Annotated in this window: 27 protein-coding genes and 2 tRNA genes; 15 read left to right on the top strand and 14 right to left on the bottom strand. The window is 69.9% G+C overall.

Going from position 1 to position 24,554, the window contains the following annotated elements; translation table 11 throughout:
• Window positions 1-86: 86 nt before the first annotated feature.
• From L632_RS0115815 to L632_RS0115830, 4 genes are all read left to right on the top strand, one after another.
• A complete protein-coding gene (locus L632_RS0115815) occupies window positions 87-1,085 on the top strand; it encodes a GAF domain-containing protein (RefSeq protein ID WP_051416329.1) in 999 nt (332 codons plus the stop codon).
• Window positions 1,086-1,190: 105 nt separating this feature from the next.
• Complete coding sequence (gene adh, locus L632_RS0115820; protein ID WP_036698515.1) at window positions 1,191-2,717, top strand: aldehyde dehydrogenase; 1,527 nt, start codon at window positions 1,191-1,193, stop codon at window positions 2,715-2,717.
• Between the two features lie 80 nt (window positions 2,718-2,797).
• Window positions 2,798-3,832 carry an alcohol dehydrogenase AdhP gene (gene adhP / locus L632_RS0115825; protein ID WP_028717111.1) on the top strand — a complete coding sequence of 345 codons (1,035 nt, stop codon included), beginning with the start codon at window positions 2,798-2,800 and terminating at the stop codon, window positions 3,830-3,832.
• A 2-nt stretch (window positions 3,833-3,834) separates the two neighbouring features.
• Window positions 3,835-4,191 (top strand): DUF779 domain-containing protein, encoded by a 357-nt coding sequence (locus L632_RS0115830; RefSeq protein WP_028714145.1) that lies wholly within the window; start codon window positions 3,835-3,837, stop codon window positions 4,189-4,191.
• Between the two features lie 53 nt (window positions 4,192-4,244).
• Here the strand turns inward: L632_RS0115830 and L632_RS0115835 are convergent, their stop codons facing one another.
• The 5 genes from L632_RS0115835 to L632_RS0115855 all read right to left on the bottom strand — a co-directional run bounded on the left by L632_RS0115835 (window position 4,245) and on the right by L632_RS0115855 (window position 7,880).
• Window positions 4,245-4,436 carry a Trm112 family protein gene (locus L632_RS0115835; protein WP_028714146.1) on the bottom strand — a complete coding sequence of 64 codons (192 nt, stop codon included), beginning with the start codon at window positions 4,434-4,436 and terminating at the stop codon, window positions 4,245-4,247.
• Window positions 4,433-5,071: an LON peptidase substrate-binding domain-containing protein gene (locus tag L632_RS0115840; RefSeq protein WP_028714147.1), complete on the bottom strand. Its 639-nt coding sequence runs from the start codon at window positions 5,069-5,071 to the stop codon at window positions 4,433-4,435. Before L632_RS0115840 ends, L632_RS0115835 begins: the two co-directional genes overlap by 4 nt.
• Before the next feature lies 1 nt (window position 5,072).
• Window positions 5,073-5,984 carry a co-chaperone YbbN gene (locus tag L632_RS0115845; protein ID WP_028714148.1) on the bottom strand — a complete coding sequence of 304 codons (912 nt, stop codon included), beginning with the start codon at window positions 5,982-5,984 and terminating at the stop codon, window positions 5,073-5,075.
• Between the two features lie 91 nt (window positions 5,985-6,075).
• Window positions 6,076-6,861: an exodeoxyribonuclease III gene (locus tag L632_RS0115850; RefSeq protein WP_028717112.1), complete on the bottom strand. Its 786-nt coding sequence runs from the start codon at window positions 6,859-6,861 to the stop codon at window positions 6,076-6,078.
• 332 nt (window positions 6,862-7,193) lie between these two features.
• Window positions 7,194-7,880, bottom strand: coding sequence for a response regulator transcription factor (locus L632_RS0115855; protein WP_028714150.1), 687 nt, complete (start codon window positions 7,878-7,880; stop codon window positions 7,194-7,196).
• A 133-nt stretch (window positions 7,881-8,013) separates the two neighbouring features.
• Between L632_RS0115855 and ribA the strand changes: the two genes are divergently transcribed.
• Together ribA and L632_RS22850 are read left to right on the top strand one after the other, a co-directional pair.
• Window positions 8,014-9,075, top strand: coding sequence for a GTP cyclohydrolase II (gene ribA / locus L632_RS0115860; protein ID WP_028714151.1), 1,062 nt, complete (start codon window positions 8,014-8,016; stop codon window positions 9,073-9,075).
• Entirely contained in the window at window positions 9,072-9,605 is a 534-nt protein-coding gene (locus tag L632_RS22850) for a L,D-transpeptidase (protein ID WP_198021836.1), read from the top strand. The genes ribA and L632_RS22850 overlap by 4 nt, the downstream gene beginning before the upstream one ends.
• Window positions 9,606-9,609: 4 nt before the next feature.
• On the opposite strand, the gene L632_RS0115870 is transcribed toward L632_RS22850, so the two are convergent.
• From L632_RS0115870 to L632_RS0115880, 3 genes are read right to left on the bottom strand one after another with little or no spacing between them, the layout of a single operon-like run.
• A complete protein-coding gene (locus L632_RS0115870; RefSeq protein ID WP_028717113.1) occupies window positions 9,610-10,095 on the bottom strand; it encodes a hypothetical protein in 486 nt (161 codons plus the stop codon).
• Window positions 10,096-10,098: 3 nt separating this feature from the next.
• Window positions 10,099-10,614, bottom strand: coding sequence for a hypothetical protein (locus L632_RS0115875; protein ID WP_028717114.1), 516 nt, complete (start codon window positions 10,612-10,614; stop codon window positions 10,099-10,101).
• Window positions 10,593-11,804 (bottom strand): class I SAM-dependent RNA methyltransferase, encoded by a 1,212-nt coding sequence (locus L632_RS0115880; protein WP_084637896.1) that lies wholly within the window; start codon window positions 11,802-11,804, stop codon window positions 10,593-10,595. Before L632_RS0115880 ends, L632_RS0115875 begins: the two co-directional genes overlap by 22 nt.
• A gap of 164 nt (window positions 11,805-11,968) precedes the next feature.
• Between L632_RS0115880 and L632_RS0115885 the strand changes: the two genes are divergently transcribed.
• Window positions 11,969-12,763 carry a VOC family protein gene (locus tag L632_RS0115885; RefSeq protein WP_036698561.1) on the top strand — a complete coding sequence of 265 codons (795 nt, stop codon included), beginning with the start codon at window positions 11,969-11,971 and terminating at the stop codon, window positions 12,761-12,763.
• Window positions 12,764-12,852: 89 nt separating this feature from the next.
• Here L632_RS0115885 and L632_RS0115890 read toward each other — a convergent pair whose 3' ends face one another.
• Together L632_RS0115890 and L632_RS0115895 are read right to left on the bottom strand one after the other, a co-directional pair.
• Window positions 12,853-13,641: a metallophosphoesterase gene (locus L632_RS0115890; protein ID WP_028714156.1), complete on the bottom strand. Its 789-nt coding sequence runs from the start codon at window positions 13,639-13,641 to the stop codon at window positions 12,853-12,855.
• Window positions 13,638-14,600, bottom strand: coding sequence for a diacylglycerol kinase family protein (locus L632_RS0115895; protein WP_028714157.1), 963 nt, complete (start codon window positions 14,598-14,600; stop codon window positions 13,638-13,640). Before L632_RS0115895 ends, L632_RS0115890 begins: the two co-directional genes overlap by 4 nt.
• A gap of 415 nt (window positions 14,601-15,015) precedes the next feature.
• Between L632_RS0115895 and L632_RS0115900 the strand changes: the two genes are divergently transcribed.
• From L632_RS0115900 to L632_RS0115910, 3 genes are read left to right on the top strand one after another with little or no spacing between them, the layout of a single operon-like run.
• Window positions 15,016-16,179 (top strand): isochorismate synthase MenF, encoded by a 1,164-nt coding sequence (locus tag L632_RS0115900; RefSeq protein WP_232220988.1) that lies wholly within the window; start codon window positions 15,016-15,018, stop codon window positions 16,177-16,179.
• Window positions 16,179-16,835 (top strand): isochorismatase family protein, encoded by a 657-nt coding sequence (locus L632_RS0115905; protein WP_028714159.1) that lies wholly within the window; start codon window positions 16,179-16,181, stop codon window positions 16,833-16,835. Before L632_RS0115900 ends, L632_RS0115905 begins: the two co-directional genes overlap by 1 nt.
• Window positions 16,826-17,596: a 2,3-dihydro-2,3-dihydroxybenzoate dehydrogenase gene (locus L632_RS0115910; protein ID WP_028717116.1), complete on the top strand. Its 771-nt coding sequence runs from the start codon at window positions 16,826-16,828 to the stop codon at window positions 17,594-17,596. Before L632_RS0115905 ends, L632_RS0115910 begins: the two co-directional genes overlap by 10 nt.
• Window positions 17,597-17,602: 6 nt before the next feature.
• Here L632_RS0115910 and L632_RS0115915 read toward each other — a convergent pair whose 3' ends face one another.
• Both L632_RS0115915 and L632_RS0115920 read right to left on the bottom strand, forming a co-directional pair.
• Window positions 17,603-17,845 (bottom strand): phosphopantetheine-binding protein, encoded by a 243-nt coding sequence (locus L632_RS0115915; RefSeq protein WP_230377962.1) that lies wholly within the window; start codon window positions 17,843-17,845, stop codon window positions 17,603-17,605.
• 11 nt (window positions 17,846-17,856) lie between these two features.
• Window positions 17,857-19,476: a (2,3-dihydroxybenzoyl)adenylate synthase gene (locus L632_RS0115920; RefSeq protein WP_028714162.1), complete on the bottom strand. Its 1,620-nt coding sequence runs from the start codon at window positions 19,474-19,476 to the stop codon at window positions 17,857-17,859.
• A gap of 183 nt (window positions 19,477-19,659) precedes the next feature.
• Here L632_RS0115920 and L632_RS0115925 point away from each other — a divergent pair, with 183 nt between their 5' ends.
• Together L632_RS0115925 and L632_RS0115930 are read left to right on the top strand one after the other, a co-directional pair.
• Window positions 19,660-21,009 carry a condensation domain-containing protein gene (locus tag L632_RS0115925; RefSeq protein ID WP_028714163.1) on the top strand — a complete coding sequence of 450 codons (1,350 nt, stop codon included), beginning with the start codon at window positions 19,660-19,662 and terminating at the stop codon, window positions 21,007-21,009.
• 57 nt (window positions 21,010-21,066) lie between these two features.
• Complete coding sequence (locus tag L632_RS0115930; RefSeq protein ID WP_028714164.1) at window positions 21,067-21,522, top strand: GNAT family N-acetyltransferase; 456 nt, start codon at window positions 21,067-21,069, stop codon at window positions 21,520-21,522.
• On the opposite strand, the gene L632_RS0115935 is transcribed toward L632_RS0115930, so the two are convergent.
• Together L632_RS0115935 and L632_RS0115940 are read right to left on the bottom strand one after the other, a co-directional pair.
• On the bottom strand, window positions 21,519-21,953 hold the full coding sequence (locus L632_RS0115935) for a hypothetical protein (RefSeq protein WP_028714165.1): 435 nt from the start codon (window positions 21,951-21,953) through the stop codon (window positions 21,519-21,521). The genes L632_RS0115930 and L632_RS0115935 overlap by 4 nt on opposite strands.
• Window positions 21,946-22,566 carry a DUF5671 domain-containing protein gene (locus tag L632_RS0115940; RefSeq protein ID WP_028714166.1) on the bottom strand — a complete coding sequence of 207 codons (621 nt, stop codon included), beginning with the start codon at window positions 22,564-22,566 and terminating at the stop codon, window positions 21,946-21,948. The genes L632_RS0115935 and L632_RS0115940 overlap by 8 nt, the downstream gene beginning before the upstream one ends.
• 197 nt (window positions 22,567-22,763) lie before the next feature.
• Between L632_RS0115940 and L632_RS0115945 the strand changes: the two genes are divergently transcribed.
• The 3 genes from L632_RS0115945 (at window position 22,764) to L632_RS0115955 (ending at window position 24,532) form a co-directional block, all read left to right on the top strand.
• Window positions 22,764-22,838 (top strand) — tRNA-Gly (locus tag L632_RS0115945).
• Between the two features lie 251 nt (window positions 22,839-23,089).
• Window positions 23,090-24,352 (top strand): class I SAM-dependent methyltransferase, encoded by a 1,263-nt coding sequence (locus tag L632_RS0115950; RefSeq protein ID WP_028714167.1) that lies wholly within the window; start codon window positions 23,090-23,092, stop codon window positions 24,350-24,352.
• Between the two features lie 106 nt (window positions 24,353-24,458).
• A tRNA-Cys gene (locus L632_RS0115955) sits at window positions 24,459-24,532 on the top strand.
• Window positions 24,533-24,554 lie beyond the last annotated feature (22 nt).

The raw sequence follows: 24,554 nt of genomic DNA on the forward strand, positions 1-24,554 counted from the left end.
CGCAGGCGGGTCACGAAAGCATTGCTTGCCCGATCGCATCCCGCCGGGCCATAATCCCGCCATCGCGTAAGGAAGGGGAGGACGCCTTGCCCGAGACCCGCCCGGCAACGCCCAGCACAATCCGCCACGAGGATCGCGTGGTCCAGGCCTCGCAATCGCCCGGCGCCGTCAGCCGGCTGGCGGCAAGCTGGCGGCGCTCGATTCTCAAGCATGGGCTGGACCCGACCCGGCCGCCCGAGCCGCGCCGCCTGACCGAGCGCGAGCTGTCCGAGCGCGTCGAGCGCATGGACCGCTTCATCGCCGTCGCCCGGCCGCAGCTGGACCAGCTGTTCCAGCTGGTCTGCCCGACCGGCTGCAACCTGCTGCTGACCGACGCGCAGGGCATCGTGCTGGAGCACCGCGTCAGCCAGGGCGACGCCGCCACCTTTCGCGGCTGGGGGCTGTGGCGCGGCATGGATTGGTCCGAGGAAGTGCAGGGCACCAACGGCATCGGCACCTGCCTGGCCGAGGGACGGCAGGTCACGATCCACCGCGACGAGCATTTCTATGCCAGCAATACCGGGCTGTCCTGCATGGACGCGCCGATCTGGGGACCGGACGGCCGGCTGATCGCGGCGCTGGACGTCAGCTCGGCCCGCGCCGACCATACCGAACGGCTGAACGCGCTGATCGCGGCGCAGGTCGCGCATAGCGCCCGCGCCATCGAGGCAGCCTTCTTCCGCGTCTCCTTCCCCGGCGCGCGCATTGTCGCGCCGCCTGCCGAGGGGGTCGAGGACGGCACGCTGCTGATCGCTGTGGACAAGGACGATCTGGCCATCGGCGCCAACCGCGCCGCCCGCCGCGCCTTCGGCCTTGAGAAAGAGGGGCAATTGCGCCCGCGCCCGGCCTCGGACCTGCTGGGCCGGCAGGACGAGGCGACCGGGTTCGAGCGCGCCGAACGCGCCGCCGTGATTCGCGCGCTGGCCAGGGCCGAGGGCAATGTCTCGGCCGCCGCCCGGGCCCTGGGCGTGGGGCGGGCGACGCTCTATCGCCGCATGGCGCGGCTGGGCATCGACGAAAATCCCGGCAAACTGTCTCGCCCCTGAAACACATCCGCCCTGCGGCGCGAAGCCCCGCGTTGACCCGGAAGGCGTCCGGGCACAGGCTCTTGTGCAACCGGCTGGAGGAGCCGGGCTGACAGGAGGAAGATCATGCCGAACGACCAGACGCATCCCTTCCGGGGCGTGAACGCGCTGCCCTTCGAGGCGCGCTACGACAATTTCATCGGCGGCAAATGGGTGGCGCCCGTCTCGGGCCGGTATTTCACCAACACGACCCCGATCACCGGCGCCGAGATCGGCGAGATCGCGCGCTCCGAGGCCGGCGATATCGAGCTGGCGCTGGATGCCGCCCATGCCGCCAAGGACAAATGGGGCGCGACCAGCCCGGCCGAGCGCGCCAACATCATGCTGAAGATCGCCGACCGGATGGAGCAGAACCTGGAGCTGCTCGCCACCGCCGAGACCTGGGACAACGGCAAGCCGATCCGCGAGACCATGGCCGCCGACCTGCCGCTGGCCATCGACCATTTCCGCTATTTCGCCGGCGTGCTGCGGGCGCAGGAAGGCTCGATCAGCCAGATCGACGACGACACCGTCGCCTATCACTTCCACGAGCCGCTGGGCGTGGTGGGGCAGATCATCCCGTGGAACTTCCCGCTGCTGATGGCCTGCTGGAAGCTGGCCCCGGCGATTGCCGCCGGCAATTGCGTGGTGCTGAAACCGGCCGAGCAGACCCCCGCCGGCATCATGGTCTGGGCCAATCTGATCGGCGACCTGCTGCCGCCGGGCGTGCTGAACATCGTCAACGGCTTCGGGCTAGAGGCCGGCAAGCCGCTGGCGTCCAGCAACCGGATCGCCAAGATCGCCTTTACCGGCGAGACGACGACCGGGCGGCTGATCATGCAATACGCATCCGAGAACCTGATCCCGGTGACGCTGGAACTGGGCGGCAAGTCCCCGAACATCTTCTTTGCCGACGTGGCGCGCGAGGACGACGATTTCTTCGACAAGGCGCTGGAAGGCTTCACGATGTTCGCGCTGAACCAGGGCGAGGTCTGCACCTGCCCGTCGCGCGTGCTGATCCAGGAATCGATCTATGACAAGTTCATGGAGCGCGCGGTCCAGCGCGTGCAGGCGATCAAGCAGGGCGACCCGCGCGAAAGCGACACCATGATCGGCGCGCAGGCGTCGAGCGAGCAGAAGGAAAAGATCCTCAGCTATCTCGACATCGGCAAGAAGGAGGGCGCCGAGGTGCTGACCGGCGGCAAGGCGGCCGATCTGGGCGGCGAGCTGTCGGGCGGCTATTACATCGAGCCGACGATCTTCCGCGGCAACAACAAGATGCGGATCTTCCAGGAGGAAATCTTCGGCCCGGTGGTCTCGGTCACCACCTTCAAGGACCAGGCCGAGGCGCTGGAGATCGCCAATGACACGCTTTACGGGCTTGGCGCCGGTGTGTGGTCGCGCGATGCCAATACCTGCTACCGCATGGGCCGCGGCATCAAGGCCGGCCGGGTCTGGACCAATTGCTATCACGCCTATCCGGCCCACGCGGCCTTCGGCGGCTACAAGCAGTCCGGCATCGGCCGCGAGACGCACAAGATGATGCTGGACCACTATCAGCAGACCAAGAACATGCTGGTCAGCTATTCCCCGAAGAAGCTGGGCTTCTTCTAAGGGAATGGCCGGGCGCGCGTCACCCCGCGCCCGGCCCGTTCCTCCCCTCCCCCGATGACAACTGCAAGGAGTCCCCTCTCATGGCCAAGACCATGAAGGCCGCCGTCGTGCGCGCATTCGGCAAGCCGCTGACCATCGACGAGGTGCCGGTCCCCGAACCCGGCCCCGGCATGATCCAGGTCAGGATCCAGGCGTCCGGCGTCTGCCATACCGACCTGCACGCCGCCGAGGGCGACTGGCCGGTCAAGCCCAACCCGCCCTTCATTCCGGGGCACGAGGGCGTGGGCTTCGTCTCGGCCGTGGGCGCCGGGGTGAAGCATGTCAAGGAAGGCGACCGGGTCGGCGTGCCCTGGCTCTATACCGCCTGCGGCCATTGCCGGCATTGCCTGGGCGGCTGGGAAACGCTGTGCGAAAGCCAGCTCAACACCGGCTATTCCGTGAACGGCGGCTTTGCCGAATATGTGGTGGCCGATCCGAACTATGTCGGCCACCTGCCGAAGAACGTCGATTTCCTGGACATCGCCCCGGTGCTCTGCGCGGGCGTCACGGTCTACAAGGGGCTGAAGGTCACCGACACCAAGCCCGGCGACTGGGTGGTGATCTCGGGCATCGGCGGGCTGGGGCACATGGCGGTGCAATATGCCAAGGCCATGGGGCTGAACGTCGCCGCCGTCGATATCGACGACGACAAGCTGGCGCTGGCCCGCAAGCTGGGCGCCAACGTAACGGTAAACGCCGCGACCGAGCCGGACCCGGCGGCGGCGATCAAGCGCCAGACCGATGGCGGCGCGCAGGGCGTGCTGGTCACAGCGGTCGGCCGCAAGGCCTTCGAGCAGGCCATCGGCATGGTCGCGCGCGGCGGCACGGTGGCGCTGAACGGCCTGCCCCCGGGCGACTTCCCGCTGGACATCTTCGGCATGGTGCTGAACGGCATCACCGTGCGCGGCTCGATCGTCGGCACGCGGCTGGACCTGCAGGAATCGCTGGATTTCGCCGGCGAGGGCAAGGTCAGGGCGACCGTGCACAAGGCGAAGCTCGAGGACATCAACGACATCTTCGGCAAGATGCATCAGGGCCAGATCGAGGGCCGCATGGTGCTGGACATGGCGGGCTGAGCATGGAACCCGTCGCCAATCCCGATGGGCCGGACCAGGTCGAGGCCACCCCGGCGGCGCTGGCGCTGCTGGCCGAGATCGTCGCCGATCACGGGCCGGTGCTGTTCCACCAGTCCGGGGGCTGCTGCGACGGGTCCTCGCCCATGTGCTACCCGCAGGGCGAATTCCGCATCGGCGCGCATGACGTGAAGCTGGGCGAGATCGGCGGCATGCCCTTCTATATCTCGGCCAGCCAATACGAAGCCTGGAAGCATACCCGCCTGGTCATCGACGTGGTGCCCGGCCGCGGTGGCATGTTCAGCCTGGACAACGGGCGCGAGCGGCGCTTCCTGGTGCGGTCCGAGATCTGCCGGCTCTGACCGCGGCGCGGGCGCACGACCTCCCCCAAGTCGTCCGTGCGCCCGCCCTTTCCTCAGGCGCGGATCTGCCGCGCCTCGTTCAGCAGCATGATCGGAATGCCGTCGCGGATCGGAAAGGCCAGCCCCGCGGCCTCCGAGACGAGCTCCTGCGCCCGGGCGTCGTAGCGCAGCGTCGCATGGGTCACCGGGCAGACCAGCGCCTCGAGCATGTGGCGGTCATAGCCGCGTTCGGTCGCATCGGTCACTGGATCGTCTCCTCGTTGTCGCCGCCGTGCAGAGCGTATTCCAGAAGCCCCTCCAGCAGGATGCGGCGCTTGAACAGCGTCGGTGCCTCCAGCAGCGCCTGCTTTTCTTCGGGGGCGAAGGGCAGCAGCATGGACAGGGAATTGACCAGCGTCTCCTCCTCGGAAGCCTCGGCGGCGTCCCAGTCGGTGGACAGGCCGCGCTGCTCCATATAGCGGCCCAGCCGCGCCATGAAGCCCTTGCGCTCGAACCGCGGGTCTTCCTCGGGCTGGACGGCCAGGTCCGTTTCATAGCCAGACCAGTCCACCTGGCCGCGCAGATAGGGGGTGAAGCCGGGCCGCACCTCGTTCAGCCGGAAGCGCGAGCGCGCCTTGAGCGAGATCATCAGCCGCCCGTCGTCCAGTTCGGAAAAGGCGACGATCCGGCCCGCGCAGCCGACCTGGGCCAGCGCGTCCAGCCCGCCCTCGGCCGGCTGGATCATGCCGATCAGCCGCGAGGGCGTCTTCAGCACGTCCTCGACCATCTGCAGATAGCGCGGCTCGAAGATCTGCAGCGGCAGGCGGGTGCGGGGCATCAGCACCGCGCCCGGCAGCGGGAACAGCGGGACGGTCTCGGGCAGGTCGATGCCGCGCGACATGTCAGGCGAAGATCAGCGAGGACAGCCGGCGGCGCCCCTTCTGCGCCAGCGGATCGGTGGGCTTCATCGCGTCGAAGATGGTCAGAAGCTGCGCCTTGGCGGCGCCCTCGTTCCAGTCGCGGTCGCGGCGGAAGGCTTCCAGAAGCTGGTCGATGGCCTCCTCGACCTCGCCCGCGGCATGCAGCGCGGTGGCATAGTCGAAACGCGCCTGCTGGTCGGCCGGGTCGGCCTCGACCTTCTGGCGCAGCTCGTCCAGCGGCCCGGCCTCGGCGGCCTGCCGCGCCAGCTGCAGCTGGGCGCGTGCCGCCTCGACCGGCGCGGCATTGGCGATGGCAGCGGGCACCTGCGCCAAAGCCTCCTGGGCGCGGTCGGCATGGCCGGCGGCCAGATGGGCGCGGACCAGACCGCCCCAGGCGGCGGCGTTCTCGGGCTCCTCCTCCAGGATCGCGGCAAAGGTCTCGGCCGCATCCTCGGGCGCGCCCTCGGCGATCATCGCCTCGGCCGCCTCCAGCGCCTCGGCCAGGCCGCCGTCATCGCCGGCCATGGCCGCCAGCTTCTCGACGAACTGCTTGATCTGGCTTTGCGGGATCGCGCCCTGGAAGGCGTCGACCGGCTGGCCCTGGAAGAAGGCATAGACGGTCGGGATCGACTGCACCCGCAACTGGCCGGCGATCATCTGGTTCTCGTCTACATTGACCTTGGCCATGCGGACGCGGCCCTTGTGGCGGGCGACCTCGGCCTCCAGCTGCGGGCCCAGCGTCTTGCAGGGGCCGCACCAGGGCGCCCAGAAATCGACGATGACCGGCACCGTCATCGAGGCATCGACCACATCGGCCATGAAGGTCGCCTCGGTCACGTCCTTGATGATATCGGCGGGGGCGGCATCTTTGGGGGCGGAGCCAAGCTCGAGCATCGGAATTCCTCATGCGAAAGGGTTGCCCCCTAGATGGCGCAGCGGCCGGCGCGATGCAAGTTTCGCCTGGCGGCGCGGCCTTCGGGCGGGGTCAGAGATCGAAGCTGGCCAGCACCGGCACATGGTCGCTGGGCTGCTGCCAGCCGCGCAGCGGCCGCAGGATGCGGCTGCCGTGGCCCGCATTGGCGATGTCCGGCGTGGCCCAGATATGGTCCAGGCGCCGGCCCTTGTCGGCGGCGTCCCAGTCGCGGGCGCGATAGCTCCACCAGCTGTAAAGCAGGCCCTGCGGAATGTCCTGGCGGGTGATGTCCACCCATTTCCCGGCATCCTGCGCGGCGCCCAGATGCTCGACCTCGACCGGCGTGTGGCTGACGATCTTCAGCAATTGCTTGTGCGACCAGACGTCGTCCTCGCGCGGGGCGATGTTCAGGTCGCCCACCATGATCGAGCGCGCCGGCCTGTCGGCGTGGAAGGCGTCGCGCATCTCGGTCAGGAAATCCAGCTTCTGGCCGAACTTCACATTCTGCTCGCGGTCGGGAATGTCGCCGCCCGCCGGCACGTAGAAGTTGTGGATAGTGACCCCGTTCTCCAGCCGGGCGGCGACATGGCGGGCATGGCGAAGCCCGGCATAGTCGCGGTCGCCCGCATCCTCGATCGGCAGCTTCGACAGGATGGCGACGCCGTTATAGCCCTTCTGCCCGCGCGCCACGAAATGCCGGTAGCCCAGCGCCCGGAACGCCTCCAGCGGGATCTTCTCGACCGGGCTCTTGGTCTCCTGCAGGCACAGGATGTCCGGCGCTTCCTCGGTCAGGAAGCGGGCGACCAGCGCCTCGCGCAGACGGACCGAATTGATGTTCCAGGTGGCGATGGTGAACATGGCAGCTCCTTTTCGGGGACGGACCCTAAGGGGCCATGGCCGGCTTGTCCATCACGGCTGCGGCCGGGGGCTGTCTGCCCCCGGACCCCCGAGGATACTTGCACAAGAAAGAAGGACACCCCCGCATCGGGGGGCCGAGCCTTCGGGCTTCTTTCTTGCTCAAATATCCTCGGGGGGTGCGGGGGGCGAAGCGCCCCCGCAGGGCCGCGCCGACGGAAAACCCGGCCGCCGGACGGGCCGGGGCCGGGTCATCATGTGGCCGCATCCTCCGACCACCGGGCTTCGCAGGCAGAACCCGCCAGCCATGCGCGGGTTCCGCCGATGAACATAGATCAAGCGACCAGGCGATAGCCGCCGGATTCGGTGACCAGCAACCGCGCGTTCGAGGGGTCGGGCTCGATCTTCTGGCGCAGGCGATAGATATGGGTCTCCAGCGTATGCGTGGTCACGCCGGCATTGTAGCCCCAGACCTCGTGCAGAAGCACGTCGCGCGGCACCACCCCGTCCTGGGCGCGATACAGGAATTTCAGGATGTTGGTTTCCTTTTCCGTCAGCCGGATCTTGCGGTCCTTCTGGTCGATCAGCATCTTCATCGCCGGCTTGAACGTATAGGGGCCAAGCTGGAAGATCGCGTCCTCGGACTGCTCATGCGTGCGCAGCTGGGCGCGCAGCCGGGCCAGCAGCACCGGGAACTTGAACGGCTTGGTGATGTAGTCGTTCGCGCCCGAATCCAGCCCCAGGATGGTATCGGCATCGGTATCGTGGCCGGTCAGCATGACGATGGGGCACTTGACGCCCTGCTTGCGCAGCCGCTTGCACAGCTCGCGCCCGTCTGTGTCGGGCAGGCCCACGTCCAGCACCACCAGGTCGAAGATGGCGCCCTTGCTCTTTTCCACCGCCTCGTGGCCCGTGCCGGCCTCGAACACCTCGAAATCCTCGGTGGCGACCAATTGCTCGGCCAGGGCCTCGCGCAGGTCTTCCTCGTCGTCGACCAGCAGGATCTTTTTCAGTCCGGCCATTCTTGCCTCCTTTGGCGTTATGGCGGAAAACTGTGGCGCGGCGCGGCAGGCGTCCAGCGGTTTGCAGCAATTCTCACATGGAGTTGTCGGAAATCCGCCCTATGTTTCAGATTGTTTCAACCATGCTGGCCCGATGACCCTGATCCCGACCCTGACCGAGACCCTGTCGCGCGCCCGCGCCGATCTGCGCATCGGCCTGCCCGTGGTGATCGGCGGCCAGCTGGTCGCGGCGGTCGAGACGCTGCGGGCCGACCGGCTGAAGACGATGCGCGCCCTCGGCCCCGCCGTGCTGGCGATCACCGAGCCGCGGGCCGAGACGCTGAAGGTCCGGGTCTATGACCGCGACCTGGCGCGGGTCGCGGTGCCGGACGATGCCGATCTGGCCTGGCTGCGCGCCGTGGCCGATCCGGCCGGCGACCTGATGACGCCGATGAAGGGGCCATTCCGCAGCCCGCGCGGCGGCGATGTCGATCCGCATCGCGCCGGCATCGCCCTGGCGAAATCGGCGCAGCTGCTGCCCGCGGTGCTGGTGGTGCCCCTGGCCGATCCGCCCGAGGGGCTGACGCGGCTTTCCCCCGGCCCGGCGCTGGCGCAGATGGCGACCGAGGCCGCGATGGCCCCCGTCGCCGCCGCGCGCCTGCCGCTGCTGGCCGCCGAGAACGCCAAGCTGCACATCTTCCGCCCCGACACCGGCGAGGCCGAGCATTACGCGGTCGAGATCGGCGCCCCCTCGCGCGCGGCGCCGGTGCTGGCGCGGCTGCATTCGGCCTGCTTCACCGGCGACGTGCTGGGCAGCCTGAAATGCGATTGCGGCCCGCAGCTGCATGCCGCGCTGGCCGCCATGGGCCAGGCGGGCGAGGGCGTGCTGCTTTACCTGAACCAGGAGGGGCGCGGTATCGGCCTGGCCAACAAGATGCGCGCCTATGCGCTGCAGAACCAGGGCTTCGACACGGTCGAGGCCAACCACCGCCTAGGCTTCGAGGACGACGAGCGCGATTTCCGCATCGGCGCCGGCATCCTGAAGAAGATGGGCTTCGGTTCGGTGCGGCTGATGACCAACAATCCCAGGAAGGTGGCGATGCTGGAGGGCCACGGCATCCGCGTGGCCGAGCGCGTGCCGCTGATCACCCCCCGCAACCGCCACAATACCGGCTATCTGGACGTGAAGGCCGCGAAATCGGGGCACCTGCTGTGATCCGGCTGACGCCGCTGGGGCTGTGGGCGCGCGGCCGGCTACTGCCCTGTTCGGTCGGCCGCGGCGGGCTGACGCGCGCCAAGCGCGAAGGCGACGGCGCGACCCCCGTCGGCCGGCACCGCATCGTCGGGCTGCTCTATCGTCCCGACCGGGTGGCGCGGCCCTCGGGCTGGGCGCGGCCGATCCTGCCCGGCGACCTGTGGTGCGATGCCTCGGGCGATCCGGCCTATAACCAGCCGGTGCGCGCGCCCTTCGCCCCCAGCCACGAGGCGATGCGGCGGGCCGATCCGCTTTACGACATCGTGCTGGTCACCGACTGGAACTTTCCGCAGGCGCGGCCCGGCGCCGGCTCGGCGATCTTCCTGCATCAATGGCGCCGGCCGGGCTTTCCCACCGCCGGCTGCATCGCCATGGCCCGGCGGGAACTGACCTGGCTCGCCTCGGTGGTGCGGCCGGGCGAGTTGCTGGAGGTGCCGGACCTGCCGCGCTGGCCGGCCCGCCGCCGCATGGCAAGGATCGGCAAGGACTAGGCCGCTAGGGGCGAATGAAGTCCCAGTTCACCCGGATCGAGCGCGGTTCGCAATAAAGCCGCAGGCTCTCGGTCTCGCCCCGGTCGCTCTGGAAGGCGTCGACGCTGTCGTAGACATGCAGCTGCGCCATGCGGACATGGCCGCCGTCCACCCCGGTCACGAAGAAGGCATAGACGTGCTGGCCATGCGCCAGGCCGAAGCCCTGGGTATTTTCGGCATCCTGGCTGGGCTGGTAATATTTGGTCGAGAAATAATAGCCCGTGTCCTCGAAATAGAGTTCGGGTGCGCCGAGGGCCTCGGCGAAATTGTAGCTGTAGCGGTTCGACTGCCCCTCGGCGTCCGGCCGTTCGGCGCAGAACTCGACCCGCTGGTCGGCGGTCAGGATGTCGCAGGTCAGCACCGGCATCATGCCCGGCCCGCAATTCGCCACCGCCTGCCCGGCCAGGCAGGCCAGGCCCAATCCGGCAAGAAACTGCCTTTTTCCCGTCATCGCTTAGCCCGGCCCGAAATTTTCATGATCGATCCTGATCGAGGGAGGATAGCAGACCCGGCGCTGGATCGGCTTGTCCTGCTTGTAATCGTTGAAATCCTGTTCCGAGCCATAGACCTGCAATACCGCCGGGTTGGGCGAGCTCAGCTCTTGCCCCTCGCCGTCCAGGTTCATCAACGCGCCGTCCACGAAGACCGCATAGACCGTGCCGCCGTTCGACAGCGCGGTGGCATAGGCCGGGCCATGGATGCCCTGCACATGGTCCTTGACGCCGCCGATGCCGCTGTCGGCCCGGAAGCTCAGCTCGCGGCCCTTGGGCGAGATATAGGCGTAGTCCAGCGCGCCGCCGGGCAGCCCGCAGATCTCGACCCGCGCCTTGCGCTCGGGGAATTCGCAGGCAAAGAGCAACTCGCCCGGCGGCGCGCAATCGGCCAGCGTCGGGCCGGCGGCCAGCGCCAGGATCAGGGCGGCGATGCCCCGGCTTGCGGCGCGGCCCCTCACAGCGGGCCCGTCTGCCACAGCCGGACCTTCAGCCCGCCATGCGCGACATAGGGCCCCGGCTCGCGGAAGGGCAGGCCGGTGGCGCGGGCCAGCGGCGCCTCGCTGGTCACCAGCCCGACGCGCCAGCCCCGGAACCGCTCGCGCAGCACCTCGCCCAACGCCGCGTGCAGGCCGAAGAGCGGCCCCTTGTTGCCGATGCGGGCGCCATAGGGCGGGTTGATGATGACCAGGCCGGGCGGGCCTTCGGGCCGTTGCAGGTCGGCAAAGGCGCAGGTTTCGAACCGGGTCAGGGCCGCGACGCCGGCGCGTTCGGCATTCTCGCGGCTCATGCGGATGGCGCCCGGGTCGCGGTCGCTGCCGTGACAGCGGGGCTGCGCGGGGGCAGAGGGGACAGCGGCGGCGCGCATCGCCTGCCATGCCTGCGGGTCGAAGCCGGGCAGCCGCTCGAAGGCGAAATGCCGCATCCGGCCGGGACGCAGGCCCGCCGCGATCTCGGCCGCCTCGATGACGAAGGTGCCCGAGCCGCACATCGGGTCCAGCACCGGCTCGTGCCCGTCGAAGCCGCATTGGCGCAGGAACATCGCCGCCATGGTCTCGCGCATCGGCGCCTTGCCCACCGCCTGCTTGTGGCCGCGCCGGTGCAGCGATTCGCCCGATGTGTCCAGGCTGAGGGTGCAAAGGTCGTCCTCGATGCGGATCTTCAGCGTGACCGGCGCATCCTCGGCAACGGGAACGCCGAGGCTGTCGCGGAGGGCGGCCTCGACGCGCTGGGTGATGGCGCCGGCGTGATAGATGCGGGACTTGCGGCTGCTGGCCTCGATGCGGATGGGCACGTCCGGGCGCAGCCAGTCCGCCCAGGGAAAACGGCGGGCGCGCTTGTCGAGCTGCGCCGGATGCATGGCGCGAAAGGCGCCGATGCGCGCGAGGACGCGGGTCGCGCCGCGGATGTCCAGGTTCGCCCGCCAGACATCTGGCCAGCCGCCGATGAAGCTGACGCCGCCGGGCTGGACCTGCGCGTCCCAGCCAAGCGCGCGGGCTTCCTCAGCCAGCGGTTCCTCCAGCCCGGGGGTGGCGACCAGGAAGATCTCCATCCGCGCCGGATCGGCGGCCAGCGGCGCCGGCTCGGGTTGCGGTCCGGGCGGGGGCTTGGGCGCGGCATGGCGGGACAGGGTCTTGGCGGATCGGGTCTTGGGGGCGCGGGGCTTCATCGGGTTCCGGCAGGCGAAAGGGCCCCGCATCATGCGCCGCTGCGTCAGGGAAGGCAATCCGCGCCGATTGTCGCCTTATTGGCGTCAGTTTTTCCCGATTGGCGCCATTTCCTGCCATTCCGCCCGCGCCTATCTGGGGCATAACGGGAATGAAGGAGACCGACATGGCCACGAGCGATGCCCCGATCCAGATCGGCCGGGTGGCGCTGATCGTCAACGACCTCGACAGGGTCGCGGATTTCTACCAGTCCGCCATCGGGCTGGAACGGCTTTCGGGCGGCGGCGAGGAGCTGGTGCTGGGCGCCGGCAGCCTGCCGCTGCTGGAGCTGCATCGCGACAAGGCCGCCCGGCCGCGCCCGCAAGAGGCGGGGCTGTTCCACACCGCCTTCCTGCTGCCCGACCGTCGGGCGCTGGGGCGTTGGCTGCGCCATGCCGCCGACCGGGGGATCGGCCTTGACGGCGCCTCGGACCATCTGGTCAGCGAGGCGGTCTATCTGCGCGACCCCGAGGGCAACGGCATCGAGATCTATGCCGACCGGCCGCGCTCGGCCTGGCAGCATGACGGCGCCGAGGTGCGGATGGACACCGGCGCGCTGGACCTGCGCGCCCTGCTGGCGGCGGCGGACGGGCCCTGGCGCGGCGCGCCCGGGGGCAGCGTGGTCGGGCATGTGCACCTGCAGGTCGGCGATCTGGCCGCGGCCGAGGATTTCTGGATGAACCGTCTGGGCATGGCGCGCATGGCGCATCGCTTCGGCGCCAGCTTCTTCGCCACCGGCGGGTATCATCACCATGTGGCGGGCAATGTCTGGAACAGCCGCGGCGCGGGCTTGCGCAGCCCGGATGCGGCCGGGCTGGCGGAGGTGGTGCTGGCCGCCGATCCCGACCGGCTGCAGGCGCTGGGGGCGACCGAGTTCCGCGATCCCTGGGGCACCCGGATCCGCGTCGAGCCCAGGCGGTGACGCAGGCCGGGGGCTCTGCCCCCGCGCCTTCCCGGCCCCTCGACGGGGCCGGGAAGGCGCTCCCCCGGGATATTTGTCCAAGAAAGATCTCAGGCCGGGCGCCAAAGCCCGCTGCGGCGCGTGAAACGCAGATGTTCGGGCGGGCGGAAGCCGGGTTCGGTCATGGGTGCGACATGGCGTTCGACCAGCAGGTCCGGGCCGGCGAAGTCCAGCACGGCGAATTCGTTCTGCCGGTCGCCGGGGCGGTCGCAAAGCGCGGTGCCGGCCTGGACCTGCAGGATCGCCCGCCCCTCGTCGCCGAGGAAGGCGCCGATCGACCACAGATGCAGATGGCCGGACAGGACCAGTTGCACGCCCTCGGCCTCGAAGCGGGCCAGGGCGGCGGGGGCGCCCTGCATCAGCGCCTTGTCCACCTGCGGGCGCTGCTGCATCGGGTGGTGCAGCGCGACGATGTTGATGCAGTCGGGGTCCAGCCCGGCGATCACCCGCGCCACCTGCGCCGGCGTGATGATCCCGCGCTGCCAGGCCATCGGATCGACGCTGTTCACGCCCTGCACCCGCAGGTGGCCGACATGGCCGACCGGCTCGAGATTCTCGGCGATGGCGCGGCGCCAGCGGCGATAGGGGCGCATCATCCGGTCCGCCAGCCGATAAAGCGGGATGTCGTGATTGCCGGGCACCGCCAGCAGCGGCGATTCGATCCGCCGCAGGAAGGCGGCGGCCTGGGCGAACTGCGCCGAGCGACCGCGATGGGTCAAGTCGCCCGTCACCACCACCAGATCGGCGCGGGCGGCGTTGATCCGCTCGATCAGCGGCTCGACCAGCGGCTTGCGCTCCAGCCCGAAATGCAGGTCCGAGAGATGCAGGATGCGGGTCATCCGGCATCCCGCCCGCCGCTTCCGGCCGGGACCAGCACCTTCAGCGCGCCGTGCCGCACGCGGACGCGAAAGGGTGAATCCATCCAGGTCTTCTCGCCGTCATGGGCGACGTATTCATGGCGCGGCACGGTCTCGAGCTCGAATTCATCGGCGCAGATCAGGTCGAAATCGGCATAGCGCGCCGTCTTGCCGATGGCCAGCCGCAGGGCCGAGCGCACCAGCGGCCCCGGCCGCCTGGCCCGCGCCACCAGAAGCGCCAGCTGGCCCCGGCGCACGCAATCGGCCCCCTCCAGCCCGAAACTGTCCAGCTGGTAGGCGCTTTTCGCCACGAAGGCCAGCGCGGTGGTGAAATGCCGCTCTTCGCCATTCGCGCGCACCGTCAGGTGCAGCGGCCGGCGCAGGGTCCACAGCGCCACCACCGCCGACCAATAGGCCGCAAGCCGCGAGCGGCCCCAGCGGCGATAGATGCTTTCGCGGCGCCGCAGGATCTCGGGATAGGCCCCGAAGCTGGCGTTGTTCAGGAAGATCATGCCGTTCATTTCGCCGACATGGACCCGGCGGATGCGGGGGGCGTCGAAGATCGCCAGAGCCGCCTCGACCGTCTCGCCCGAGCCGAGGTCGCGGGCGAAATAGTTGAAGGTGCCGCCGGGGATCACCGCCATCGCCGCCCGCGTGCCCGCGACCGCTCCGGCCACGGCGGCCTGGGTGCCGTCGCCCCCCGCCGCGACGATCAGGTCGAAGCCCTCGGCCACCGCGGCCCGGGCCATGGCGGGCAGGTCGGCGCCCTTGCCGGTGCCGCGGACCTCGAACGCGGCCACCCGCCCGTGCAGCGCGCCGCGCAACTTGCCGGCGATGTCCTCGCCCGCCTCGCGGCCCGAGCCCATGTTCACGATGGCACAGACCCGTGCATTGCCCAGTTCGAATCCGGGGCCTTCCGCAGGGTCGCATTGGCTGGTCATCTGGTCGTCTTTCCCCGTTGCCACGCCCCGCAACCCCCTTGCCCGGCGCCGGGTTCCGGCCCTGCCCCAGGGTAAATCTGCGACATTTCGCCTGCCGGGAATAATCCTGATCTTTTTACTTGCCTTTCCGGAGGTGCTTTGACAGATTGCGCCCGGGAAGCTGAGGGGCGGGACATCCACCCGACCGGCCCGGCCCCTTGGGGGTTGCGGCGGTTCGCCACCCGAGACGTCAGTCACCAACCCTGCGCAGGAGAGTTCTGCCCCGGATATCTGATCGCAGCATCGTCCATGTCTGCGCAGCCCACGCCATTTTCCCCGCAGCGGGCGGCACCCGGGCCCGGGGCGAAATTCCTTTGAAAAGAGATGCATCATGAACATCCGCCTGTCCGAGGCGCCTGAGAAAGCGGCGTCGCCTGTGCCTGATCCAGTCCTTTTCGGTTTCGACGGCCCTTCGGGGCGCATCCTTGGCCGGGGCGCGGCGCGGCGGGTCGCCCCCGGCAATGCGGCGACGCTGGAGGCGCGGGTCGCGGCGGCCCTTGCCGCAGCCGCGCCGGGCGAGATGATCGGCGGCGCCCTGCCTTTCGACCGCGAGGCGGCGGACTGTCTGTGGCAATGCCGGCGCGGCGAGGCACCCGCGCCGACGGGCATCGCGCCGCAGGGCCTGCCGCTGCCGGACTGGCACTTGGCCGCCGAGCCTGCGGCAGGGGACTATGCCGGCGCCGTGGCCCGCGCGCTTGGCATCATGGCCGAAGAGGCCGGCAGCCGCCACGCGCTGGAAAAGATCGTGCTGGCCCGCACGCTGCTGGTCGAATCCGCCGTCCCGATCCCAGTCGAGGCGCTGATGGCCCGGCTGCGCGCCGACCGCAGCGTCACGGCCTTCCGCGTGGCGCTGCCCGCCGGGCCCGACCATCCGCAGGGCCGGACGCTTTGCGGCGCCACGCCCGAGTTGCTGGTCGAGAAGCGGGGCCGCAGCATCGCCTCGCATCCGCTGGCAGGTTCGGCGCGCCGGCTGGCCGATCCGGTCGCCGACCGCGCTGCCGCCGAGGCGCTGGCCGGCTCGGGCAAGGATCACCGCGAACATGCGCTGGTGGTGGAATCCATCCTCGACACGCTGGCGCCCTGGTGCCGCGAGCTGGGCTGCCCCGAGGGCACGCGCGTCATCTCGACCCGCAGCATGTGGCACCTGGGCACCCGGATCGAGGGGCGGCTGAAGGACGAGGGCACGCCCTCGGTCGTGCTGGCCTCGGCACTGCATCCGACGCCGGCGGTCTGCGGCGTGCCGATGGCGCGGGCAGCGGGCTTCATCAAGGCCCTTGAACCCGTGGCGCGGGATTTCTATGCCGGCGCGGTCGGCTGGTGCGAGGCGGGCGGCGACGGCGCCTGGTATGTCGCCATCCGCTGCGCCGAGATCAGCGGCCGGCAGGCGCGGCTTTATGCCGGGGCGGGGATCGTTCCCGGCTCGGACCCGATGGCCGAGGCCGCCGAAACCGGCGCGAAATTCGGCGCCTTCCTGGCCGCCTTGGGCCTGCCGCAGGATGCGGGCCTGGCCGGGGTGGCGCGCAAGGACGGAGAGAACTGATGGCCCTGCCCGGCATCGCCCCCTATGCCCCCCCGACCGAGGCCGAGCTGCCCAAGGCCCGCGGGCCCTGGCAGCCCGACCGCGACCGGCTGGCGCTGCTGGTCCATGACATGCAGCGCTATTTCTGCCGCCCCTATCCCGAGGGCGCGCCGCTGGCGCCGGTGGTCGGCAATATCGCGCGGCTGATCCATGCGGCGCGGGCGACGGGCGTGCCGGTGTTCTACACCGCGCAGAAGGGCGACCAGTTCCGCCCGGATCGCGGCCTGCAGGCCGACCTGTGGGGGCCGGGCATGAGCGCCGTCCCCGAGCACGAGGAGATCCTGCCCGAACTGGCCCCGGCCGCGGGCGACATCGTGCTGGTCAAGCATCGCTACAGTGCCTTCCAGCGTTCCAACCTGGAGCATCTGATGCGGGCGCGCGGCCGCGACCAGCTGATGATCTGCGGCGTCTATGCCCATATCGGCTGCCTCGCCACCGCCGTCGAGGCGTTCCAGCGCGACATCGAGGTCTTTGCCGTGGCCGATGCCCAGGCCGATTTCTCGCGCGAGAAACAGGACATGGCCATGGGCTGGATCGCCGCCACCTGCGGCGTGGCCCTGTCCACCCGGCAGGCGCTGGCCGCACTGGAAGCGCAAGAGGTGAAGTCATGCGCCTGACCGGATTTCAGGGCCGGACCGCCATCGTCACCGGCGCGGCCGGCGGCATCGGCCGGGCCGTGGTCGCCGCGCTGCTGGACGCCGGCGCGACGGTCGTCGCCAGCGATACCGAATCGGCGCTGGCCGCGAACCCGGTCGCGGGGGCCGAGAACCGGGCGCTGGACGTGCGCGACGGCGATGCCGTCGAGACGCTGGTGGCCGAGGTCGAGGCCGCGCATGGCCCGCTGGGGCTGGGCGTCCATGCGGCCGGCGTGCTGGGCATCGGGCCGCTGCTGGATATCGCGCCCGAGGAATGGGAGCGGGTGATGGGCGTCAATGCCCGAGGCACCTTCAACGTCACCCGCGCCTTCGGCCGCGCCATGGTGCGCAACGGCGGCGGCGCCATTGTCGCGGTCAGCTCGAACGCGGCGGGGATTCCGCGCCTGAACATGGGCGCCTATGCCGCCTCGAAGGCGGCGGCGACCATGCTGGTCCGCTGCCTGGGGCTGGAACTGGCGGCGCAGGGCGTGCGCTGCAACATCGTCGCGCCGGGCTCGACCCTGACGCCGATGCAGACCGGCATGTGGACCGAGGACGGCGGCGCCGGCGAGCGCGCGGTGATCGAGGGCAGCCTGGAAGCCTATCGCACCGGCATCCCGCTGAAGAAGCTGGCGACGCCCGAGGACATCGCCGGCGCGGTGATGTTCATGCTGTCCGACCAGGCGGGCCATGTCACCATGGCCGACCTGTATGTCGACGGCGGCGCGACGCTGCGCGCCTGAAGCCCGTTACAGCCGCGACGCGATCAGCGCCCACCAGTTGTCCAGCGACGGCTCGCGGGCCAGCTCCTCGAAGCTGGCCTCGATGCCCATCTGCTTCAGCTCGGACGAAAAGGTCATCACCGCGATCGAATCGAGCCCGTAAAGGACGAGGTTCTCGCCCGGCTCGATCTCGCAATCGTCCTCGATCATCGCGGCCACGCGGGCGGCCAGCCATTCGGGGCTGAGATCGGTCTTTTCGGCAATATCCATCATTCGTCCTTTCAGGCGGTTTCGGCCACCAGGCTGTCGCGCAGGCGGCGCTTGTCGATCTTGCCCACCGCCGTCAGCGGCAGTTCGGGCAGGAAGCGGAAACGGTCGGGCAGCTTGTATTCGGCCACGCCCAGTTCCAGCAGGTGCCGGCGCAGCGCCGGCGGGGAAAGCTTGCCCGCCCCGTCGCGCAGCACCAGGAAGGCGCAGCTTTTCTCGCCCAGATGCGCATCGGGGGCCGCGACCAGCGCGGCATGGGTGATGTCGGGATGGCGGACCAGCAGGTTCTCGATCTCCTCGGCGGCGATCTTCTCGCCGCCGCGGTTGATCTGGTCCTTGATGCGGCCGACGACGCACAGGTTGCCGCCCTGCCGCACCACCACGTCGCCCGAGTGATAGAAGCCCTCGGCATCGAAGGCCTTCGCATTGTGCTCGGGGCTGCGGTAATAGCCGCGGAAGGTATAGGGGCCGCGGGTGGCCAGCGCGCCCGGCGTGCCGTCGGGGACCGGCTGGCCGTCCTCGTCCAGGATGCGGACCTCGTCGTCGGGGCTGATCGGGCGGCCCTGGGTGGTGAAGATCACCTCCTCGGGGTCGGTCAGGCGGGTGTAGTTCACCAGCCCTTCGGCCATGCCGAAGACCTGCTGCAAGCGGCAGCCCAGCAGTTCCGGCACGCGCCGCGCCGTGGCCTCGGCGAAGCTGGCGCCGCCGACCAGCATCAGGTCGAGGCTGCCGATCTGCGCCCGGCGCGCGGGCTCTTCCTCGACCGCGCGCAGCCACAGCGCCACGGCGGGCGGGACCAGCGGGACCATGGTGACGCGTTCGCGCGCGATGATGTCGAAACAGGTCAGCGGCTCGGGGCTGGGGGCCATGACCACCGTGCCGCCGGCATGGAACACCCCCAGCGCGCCGGGCGAGCTCATGGTGAAGTTGTGCCCCGCCGGCAGCGCGCAGAGGAAGCGCGTGGCCGAGGTGACGCCGCAGATCTCGACGCTGGCGCGGATGCTGTAGTCGTAATCGTTATGGGTGCGCGGAATCAGCTTGGGCGTGCCGGTGCTGCCGCCCGACAGCTGGAAGAAGGCAACCTGATCGGCGGGCGTCGGCCCAGCCCCCGCCGGCAGCTCGGGGCCATCGGCCAGCCAATGGGTCAGGCTGCGTTCGGGCGCGTCCTCGCCCAGCAGCAGGACATGGCCCACCCCGCCGACGCGCAGCTCATCGGCAAGGGCGTCGTCGCGGAACAGCTCGTGCTGGCGCGAGGCGATGACCAGACGCGGCGCGATCTGGCGCACATATTCGGTCAGCTCCAGCCGGCGATGGCTGAACAGCGCATTCACCGGCGCCACGCCGATGCGCAAAAGCGCGAAGAAGGCGATGTAGAACTCGCCCACATTGGGCAGCTGCACCACCGCCGTGTCGCCATGGCCAAGCCCCTGCTGCGCCAGCCGCGCCGCCAGGTTGCGCGACAGCCGGTCCAGGTCGGCATAGCTGAAGCGCCGGTCGCCGCAGACCAGTGCCTCGGCTGCGGGCGCGGCGGCAAGCTGGGCGTCGAGGATATGGGTCAGCGGCTGGTCGATCCAATAGCCGGCCTCGCGATAGCGTTGCGCGAGATCCTGCGGCCAGGGGCTGAATTCAATCATGCGAATACCTTATCGACGGCAAAGCCCCGCTCAGGGCACCTACGGCACCTTGACGGGCGTTAATAGTTGAGTATTTTTATCTCGCTTTCTCTCTCGAAGCAAGCCAGCCGCGCCTTCCCGGCGTTTCCCAGCCAGCCCTCTCTCGCTTCGCATTGTCAAGCCTTGGGACAGGGACGGGATTTCATGACGCATCATCAGGCCGCGGGGTTGTGGATGCCCCTGACGCTGGCCCAGCTGGATTTCTGGGAAGAGTTCCGCTTTCACCCCGGCGAGGCGGTCTCGACCGTCGCCCATGCCATGGAACTGCGCGGGGTCGCCGAGCCCGAGGCGCTGGCCCGCGCCATCGAGGCCACCATCGCCGAGACCGACATCATGGCGTTGCGCTTCCGCACCAACGCCGACGGCCAGCCGGTGCAGCGGGTCGATCCGGCGCTGCGGCCCGCGCTGCGCCGCATCGACCTGTCGGACCGCGCCGATGCGCGCGACCACGCCTTCGCGCTGATGCAGGCCGATGTCGATGCGGCGCTGGACCTGCTGGCGCAACCCATCGCGGCGCAATGGCTGATCCGGCTGGCCGACGGGCATTACCTGTGGTTCAACCGCGGCCATCACATCGCGCTGGACGGCTATGCCATGGGCCTGATCGAGCGCCGCTGCGCCCAGCTTTACGCCGCGCTGGTCCAGGGCGCCGATCCCGGCCAGCCGCTGCGCCCGCTGGCCGACTATCTGAACGAGGAAACCGACTATCGCGCCAGCCCGCGCCACGCCGCCGACGGCCGGCACTGGGCCGCGGTGCTGGAAGCCGAGCCGCGCCCGCGGGTGCTGCGCAAGGGCTCCGAGGACTATCCCGCCGAGGCGCTGTCGGCCGCGCATGACCTCTCGGCCCTGCGCGAGGCGCTGATGCGGCAGGCGCAGGCGGTCCGCATGGGCTGGCCGGACCTCTTGACGGTGCTCTGCTCGGCCTGGGCGGCGCTGCGCCTGCGCGACGGCTCGGCCGCGCACAAGCGCGATGCGCAGGGCCGCATCGCCATGCCGGTCTGGCTGCCCTATATGAGCCGCATGGGCAGCGTCGCCGTCTCGGTCCCGGCGCTGGTGGTGAACATCCTGCCGCTGGACGTGACGCTTCATCCGGGCGAACCGCTGGCCGAGGCGCTGGCCCGGCTGGGCGCGCGGCTGCGCAAGCTGCGCCGCCATGGCCGCTATCGCATCGAGCAGATCGCCGAGGATTACGGCATGGAACCGCGCAGCCGCTTCTTCTTCTCGCCGCTGATCAACGTGCTGCCCTTTGACGAGGCGCGCTTCGCCGGCTGCGAGACCACGCGGCACGTGCTGTCGAACGGGCCGGGCGACGGTTTCAACATCACCATCCGCGGCGATGGCGAGGCGTGGGGGCTGGAGCTGCTGGTCGAGGCCGATCCGACCCTGACCCCGCCCGGGGATTTCGCCCGGCTGGCCGGGGGCCTGCCGCGCTTCCTTTCCGCGGCGCTGGCGCCGGAAAACCTGGCGCGGCCGCTGGACGAACTGCCCGGCTGACGCGCCCTTGCCGGCCCGCCCGCCCCGGCGCAGACTGCCCAGGCAGGAGGGCACGGGATGGACAACGACGACATGCGCCTTGCCACGGCCGGCGATCTGGCCGGAATCGAGGCGCTGGTGAACAGCGCCTATGCGCATTACGTGCCCCGCATCGGCCGCAAGCCGGGGCCGATGCTGGACGACCATGCCGCGCGCATCGCCGCCGGCCGGACGCATCTGCTGGAACGGGACGGCGCGGTGCTGGGCCTGATCGTGCTGATCCCGCAGCCCGATGCGCTGCTGGTCGAGAACGTGGCGGTCTCACCCCGGGCGCAGGGGCTGGGGCTTGGCCGGCGGCTGATGGATTTCGCGGAAAAGCGCGCCCGCGCGGCGGGCCTGCCCCGGCTGCGGCTTTATACCCATGTCGCCATGGTCGAGAATCAGGCGCTCTATGCCCGGCTCGGCTATGCCGAAACCCGCCGCGTGACCGAGGCTGGGCTGCACCGCATCTATATGGAAAAGCCCCTGGCCTAGTCGCGATAGGGAATCGTCGCCGCCGCCCCCGGCCGCTGCGGCCCGGCGGGAATGAAGCTGCGGGCGCTGCAGCCCACCGCGTCGCGCGCCGCCGGTCCGGAGGGGCGGCGCGGCGGCAGCTCGAACCCGGCGCAAAGCCGATAGCTGCGCGGCCCCGTCACCTCGTAGCGATAGGCGTCGCCGGTAAAGGGATCGGCCAGCCGCACCTGCCAGTCGCATTGCGGCGTGATCGCCAGCGCCGCGGGCAGGCGGTCGCCGTTCTCGCGCGCCAGGCAGACCACCAGCCGGGCCAGCGCCGAAAGGTCGCTTTCCCGCTCGCGGTCGCGGCGCTCCTTGCGGGCCTGGCCGGGGCCGCCGGTCAGCGCCAGCCCGGCGATGACCGCGACGGCGGCCAGCAGCGCGATGGCAAAGGCGGCCCAGCCCTTAATCATTCAGCTCGTCCCGGTAATAGGCGAAGACCAGCCCCGCGACTCCGGCCACCAGCGCGGCCTTGGCGGCGAAACGCGCGGTCAGGTCGCCGTTCAGCAGGGCATAGATCACCGAGATCCCGTCCGCCAGGAACACCAGCGAGGCGACCAGCAGCGTCAGCGAGGCGAACCATTTGCGCACCAGCGACCGCCGCCGCCCGGCATCGCCCCGGCTGATCCGCGCCACCCGGCGGTTGAGCGCCAGGAACAGCGGCACGAAGGCGATCAGCGAGGCGATGGACCAGCGCACCGAGCTGCCGGGGCCGTAATAGGGCCGGTCGGCCGGATCGGGAATCAGCCGGTCGATCAGCGCCATGCCCAGCTCGCAGACATGCCAGCCGATCATGCCCAGCGACAGGAACAGGAGCCCGTAAAGCAGCGCCTCCTGCGCCGAGGCATAGGGGCGCGGGCGCGGCACCGGCGGCAGGCCGGGGGCGGTTTCCCAGCCCTCCAGCGCCTCGTCGATCTCGGGCGCGGACCAGCCGGCATGGGCCAGCGCCCGGGCGATGCCGTCGCGGTCGCCGCCTTGCGCCATGGCCCGGCGGACGAATTCGGAAAGCTGGTCGGATGGTTTCATCGGCGTCCCCTCTGGCCGGCAGGTTTCGGCAAGCCGGGCCTCCGGTCAAGCCCGCCGCGCCCGTTGCGGGGGGCTTTCGCGCAGGCCCGGAGCATGGCGCGAAAATTTTCCCGGCCGCGCGATTTTTCCCCTTGCACCCCCCGGCGCGCTCCCATAAATGACGCCTCACCGAAGGCGAAGCGCCATCGGAACGGAGCGCGGGCGTAGCTCAGGGGTAGAGCATTACCTTGCCAAGGTAAGGGTCGTGAGTTCGAATCTCATCGCCCGCTCCAAATTCTTCCTTCGGGATCGGCGAAGAGGCGGCCTTTCGGGCCGCTTTTTGTTCTTCCGGCACCCGTTTCCGCGCAGCAGGATCAACCTGCGGCAGACCTCTCACCCGGGCTCTGGCCATTTTCGGCGAATCGGCGCTAGTATGGCACCGGAGTTGCCCCGGCTGCCACATCCGGGACAGCCGTCAGGAACAAGCTGCCGCGCCTCGCAACCACAAACCCCCGAATCGCGGCCAGTCAAGCGTGAGGTGATCATGCCGGCTCTGGAAGCTCTGATCGAACGGAAACTGCAACAGCTCTCGGTCCCCTTGGCGGTGCGCCTGCCCTCGGGGCGGCGGCTGGGCCCGCCCGACGCGCGGGTCACCATCACCTTCAAGGACATGGCCGCGCTGGCACCGCTGGCCTCGGCCCGGCTGGGGCGGCTGGGCGACGAGATCGTCCGCGGCCACGCCCGGATCGAGGGCTCGATGCGCGACCTGATGCGGATCGTCGCGGCGCTGGTGCCCCAGGACGGCCAGCCGGTCACACCGAAGCCCTGGCAGCGGCTGTCCAATCACCTGCTTTCGGTGCTGCGCCACAGCCGCGGCCGCGACGCAAGGCAGATCCGCGCGCATTACGACGTCTCGGACGAGTTCTACGCGCTCTGGCTCGATCCGCGCCGGGTCTATTCCTGCGCCTATTTCGCCGAGCCGCAGATGACGCTGGCGCAGGCGCAAGAGGCCAAGCTGGACCTGATCTGCCGCAAGCTGGACCTGCGCCCGGGCGAGCGTTTCGTCGATATCGGCGCCGGCTGGGGCGGGCTTTTGCTGCATGCCGCGCGCCATTACGGCGTCGATGCCACCGGCATCACCCTGTCGCAGAACCAGTTCGACCATGTCAGCCGCATCATCGCCGAGGAGGGCTTGGGCGACCGGGTTCGCATCCTGCTGTGCGACTATCGCGATCTCGAGCCGGGGCGGCCTTTCGACAAGCTCGCCTCGGTGGGGATGTTCGAGCATGTGGGCCGCGCCAGGATGGGCACCTATTGCGAGACCCTGCGCCGCCTGCTGCGCCCCGGCGGGCTGGCGCTGAACCACGGCATCGCCGCCTCGGGGCTGGACGATGCCATGGTCGGCGGCGGCCTGGGCGATTTCATCGAGAAATACATCTTCCCGGGCGGCGAGCTGATCCATGTCAGCCAGGCCATCCGCAGCATGTCCCAGGCCGGGCTGGAAATGGTCGATACCGAAAACCTGCGGCCGCATTACGCGCGCACGCTTTGGGCCTGGTCCGACGCGCTGGAAGCGCAGCTGCCCGAGGCCGAGCGGGTTCTGGCGCGCTCGATGCCGCCGAACCGCGCCTCCGAGGTGCTGCAGGCCTATCGGCTGTATCTGGCGGGCTGCGCGCTGGCCTTCGAGCAGGGCTGGGTGGCGCTTTACCAGATCCTGCTGATCCGCCCCGATCCCACCCTGGCAACCCCGGACCTGCCCGGCGCGCAATCCGCCTATCCGTTCCGGCGGGACCATATCTATCGCTGAGCCAACGGCCGGGATGGCGGCGGTCCGGCCGTCTGCCGGAAAGCGCCGGGCCCGCAACAACCCTCTTGACCCCGCGCCGCGAAAACCCTAGCAAACGCAAGGCTCCGGCGGGTTGGCGGAGAGGTTACGCAGCGGATTGCAAATCCGTGAAGACCGGTTCGATTCCGGTACCCGCCTCCAAGTCTTTTCAAGAGCTTGTGCC

It is taken from the genome of Paracoccus sp. J39, assembly GCF_000518925.1.
Lineage (GTDB): Bacteria > Pseudomonadota > Alphaproteobacteria > Rhodobacterales > Rhodobacteraceae > Paracoccus.